The 3,777-nt window shown below is 54.5% G+C and carries 5 protein-coding genes; 2 read left to right on the forward strand and 3 right to left on the reverse strand.

Annotated elements, in window-relative coordinates; all coding sequences use genetic code 11:
• On the reverse strand, positions 1-458 hold a 458-nt coding region (gene lspA / locus HMPREF2541_RS05710; protein WP_070542193.1), incomplete at its 3' end, for a signal peptidase II.
• A 3-nt stretch (positions 459-461) separates the two neighbouring features.
• The gene (locus HMPREF2541_RS05715) at positions 462-1,358 is read right to left on the reverse strand and encodes a cation efflux transmembrane domain-containing protein (RefSeq protein ID WP_004364974.1); all 897 of its coding nucleotides are present in this window, start codon (positions 1,356-1,358) and stop codon (positions 462-464) included.
• Between the two features lie 96 nt (positions 1,359-1,454).
• Here HMPREF2541_RS05715 and cadR point away from each other — a divergent pair, with 96 nt between their 5' ends.
• The gene (gene cadR / locus HMPREF2541_RS05720; protein ID WP_070542195.1) at positions 1,455-1,862 is read left to right on the forward strand and encodes a Cd(II)/Pb(II)-responsive transcriptional regulator; all 408 of its coding nucleotides are present in this window, start codon (positions 1,455-1,457) and stop codon (positions 1,860-1,862) included.
• Between the two features lie 194 nt (positions 1,863-2,056).
• On the forward strand, positions 2,057-3,241 hold the full coding sequence (locus HMPREF2541_RS05725) for a sugar transporter (protein ID WP_003821927.1): 1,185 nt from the start codon (positions 2,057-2,059) through the stop codon (positions 3,239-3,241).
• A 167-nt stretch (positions 3,242-3,408) separates the two neighbouring features.
• Here the strand turns inward: HMPREF2541_RS05725 and HMPREF2541_RS05730 are convergent.
• Positions 3,409-3,777, reverse strand: a 369-nt coding sequence (locus HMPREF2541_RS05730; RefSeq protein WP_070542198.1) for a VOC family protein, incomplete at its 5' end; no start/stop codon positions are given.

Genomic DNA, 3,777 nt, shown 5'->3' on the forward strand with positions numbered 1-3,777 from the left:
CCTTTAAAATAAATTTTGCTTCCTAAGCCCCTTGCAATATCAGCCAGGTTGAAGGCCGGCCAATGCCAGTCTCGCCAATAGAAATCAAAGGAATCCACAACATAGCCGCGAAAGACCCGGTCAATCAGGTTGCCCATGGCGCCACCGAGGATAAGACTGTAAGCGATGGCTTCTCCTTTATGACGATTTTCAAGGATCAGCTTGATCAGAAAAATCGAGACCACTACCGCGATTCCGATAAAAAAGTAGCGCTGCCAGCCTCCACCATTCGCAAAAAGACTGAATGCGGCACCGGTGTTCCATAGGTGCACCCAGTTAAAGAACGGGGTCACCGAAACATACTCGCCATAGGCCATTGATTGCTGCACCAGCCACTTTACAGCCTGATCAGACGCTGCCAGCAGGCCCGATATGGACAATAGGGCATACGGCGAGAGCTTTTTGCCAATAATGAGCATTATTTAACCCTTCAACGCCAAAATGCGTCTGGCACCGTTAAGTACAATGCCCCCCGCGATGGTGCCGATAATCAGATCCGGATAATTGGAACCGGTCCACGCGACCAGGGCGCCGGCGGTGATGACCCCCAGGTTGATCACCACGTCGTTGGCCGAGAATATCCAGCTTGCCTTCATGTGCGCCCCGCCTTCCCGATGTTTGGATATGAGCAGCAGACAACTGGTATTGGCAATCAATGCGACGAATGCGATAGCCATCATCACCAGCGATTCAGGCTCACTACCGAATACAAAGCGTCTCACCACCTCTACGAGCACGCCCACAGCCAAGATCAGTTGCAGTACACCAGCAAGATGCGCGGCACGTACCTGCATTTTCACGCTATGTCCAACCGCATAAAGGGCAAGCCCGTACACCGCCGCATCGGCAAAATTGTCCAGGGATTCTCCAATCAGGCCGGTGGACCGGGCGATCAGACCGGCAGTCATTTCCACCACGAACAGAAGTGCATTGATGCCGAGCAACCAGCGCAGGGTCCCGGATTCTTGCTTAGCAGAAGCTGCCGAAAACTCGGCGGCCTTGATGGTCTCCGGATTTGCAGCGACGGTTTCCTGAAGCGAGGCGCCTAGCCCCAAGGTCTTCAGTTTCGAGGTGACGGGCTCGACCTCGCCGTCATGCACGACCTTCAGCCGGCGGTTCGACAAGTCGAAGGACAGCGCCCGAATCTCCTCAAAGCCGTTCAGGGCTAGGCGAATCATTCGTTCTTCTGATGGACAGTCCATCTTCGGCACGGCATAAACACTGACCCATCTCCCTGGCGCCTCGGAGGAGGCCTGTATATCGGTATCCGCTGCGGACGTTGCATCACCGCCACAGGCGCCACCACAGGATTTGCTCATGATACTACATCCACTTGAACAATGTTGTGGTACCATTTTAAACTATAAAGCTACTATAAGGTCAATAGAGTAAAGAATCCGTTGGGGAGGAGGCTGATGCGCATTGGTCAGTTGGCGCGGTTGGTAGGGGTCGAAACACAGACGATCCGCTTCTATGAACAGCAGGGCTTATTGCCGCCGCCTGATCGGCAGGACAACGGTTACCGTGTCTATACCGAGAAGCATGGTGAGGGGCTGGCCTTCATCCGTCGCTGCAGAATCCTGGGCCTGTCACTGGCTGAGATTCACGAACTACAGAGCTATCAGGACGACCCTCATCAGCCTTGTACCGCCGTCAACGCCTTGCTCGATGATCACATCTCTCATGTGCGGTCGCAGATAACCGCTCTGCAAACGCTTGAGAAACAACTCGTTTCACTGAGAGCGAGTTGCAACGATGACCGGGAAGTTGAGGCGTGTGGGGTTCTTGCTGGAATTAGCGAAGGAAACATGCACCAGCAGTAGGTGAAGCATCAACCAGATAATCCGATGAGATGCTAGTCTGTCTCACTCTCATGCAAAGGTAAGATCAACCATTTAATCCGCTTACCCGATATATGAAACTTGCCGTGCCGAAGAGGTTTATCTGATAGCAAATTATCCCGTTCCCCAGCCGGTAAAGGCTACCTGAAAACCTTACTTCGCTTGTCATCTACGCTATGCTCAAACATCACCCCCACGCCCCCATCTTGCTGGCCTATCTGCGCGTGTTTGCCATGTCGGTGGCCGCTTTTGTGGTATGCACCACCGAATTCATCCCCATCGCCATGCTTACCGACATCGGCAAGGGCTTTAATATGTCTGCCGCCGACACGGGCATCATGATTACCGTGTATGCCTGGGTGGTGTCGCTGGCTTCGCTGCCGCTGATGCTGCTGGTGGCCAATGCGGAGCGGCGCAGGCTGCTGCTTGCGTTGTTTGTTGTGTTTGTGGCCGGGCATGGACTGTCTGCCGTGGCTTGGAGCTTTCCCGTGCTCCTGGCTTCGCGTGTGCTGATTGCCTTTACCCATGCGCTGTTTTGGGCCATTACCGCCTCGCTGGTGATGCGCCTGGCGCCGGCGGGCAGGCGGCAGCAGGCTTTGGGCTGGATGTCGTTGGGCACTTCCATGGCCACGGTGTTGGGCTTGCCACTGGGGCGGCTGGTGGGGCAGTGGCTGGGCTGGCGGTTTACCTTCGCACTGATCGGCGTGCTGGCCTTGGGCGTGATGGTGCTGTTGGCCAAAATCCTGCCGCACCTGGAAAGCAAAAACGCGGGTTCGCTCAAAAGCTTGCCGCTGTTGGCCAAACGCCCACGCCTGTTGGGGATGTATGCGATGGCGGTGCTAATTGTGAGCGCGCATTTCACGGCCTATAGCTACATCGAGCCTTATGTGCTGGAAATCACCCATATGCCGCCGGATACGGCCACGGCGCTGTTGCTGGTGTTCGGTTTGTCTGGTATGGCGGCCAGCTGGCTGTATTCGCGCTTCTACCCGAAACACCCCAACCCCACCCTGATTGGCTCGGCGGTGCTGCTGCTGGTGTCATTACTGCTGTTTAAGCCTTTAGGCGACAGTACGGCGGCGATGTTTGCGCTCTCGCTGGTCTGGGGCATCGGTATCGGTGTGCTGGGCTTGAGCATGGTTGCACACGTGATCCGCTATGCGCCGGATGCCACCGATGTGGCCAATGCGATTTACTCGGGCAGCTACAACATCGGCATCGGCGGCGGCGCGCTCTTAGGCGGCATCATCTCGCGCCACTGGGGGTTGGGCGCACTAGGCTGGGTAGGCGCTACCCTTGCCGTTGCTGCGCTGGCAGTATTCGCGTGGACGCAGCTTGGCTTTAAAACAAAGCCGGCTTGAGATTGAGTGGTCGAGTCGATAAAAAGACTGGCTAACAACCACCAACTCAACTACTGCCTACCATACAAAAGGCTACCTGAAAATGCTTGTCGGCACTTTCAGGTAGCCTTTATCTATGCGCTAGCTGCTCATATTCTTTTCGGTTCCATGAACGCTCTAATTTGCGTTTACTCCTGATAATCAACCAACCCCAACCGATTGCTGGACGGATCGACAAATTCCACTGCCCATCCGGTACGGATACGGAATGGCTCGCTTAGGAAACGGATATTCCTACCCTGCAATACGGCATATTTTGCCCGCACATCTTCCACTTCAATCCACAAAGTAGGAGCCATATCGGGGAATTTTTTCCGTTCTTTGAGGATGATGGCGGCTTCTTCGTTACCTACCCGAAAAGCCACCATGCCGTTTTCAGAAAAGTCGAATTTAACGGGCAAATCCAGCACATCTTGGTAAAAGCGGCAGCTTGTAGCAAGATCATCGGCGGGAAAGAAAAAATTAGGGGCTGTCCTAGATAACCAGGAATATTCAAA

This window comes from Eikenella sp. HMSC061C02, from assembly GCF_001809035.1.
GTDB lineage: Bacteria > Pseudomonadota > Gammaproteobacteria > Burkholderiales > Neisseriaceae > Eikenella > Eikenella corrodens.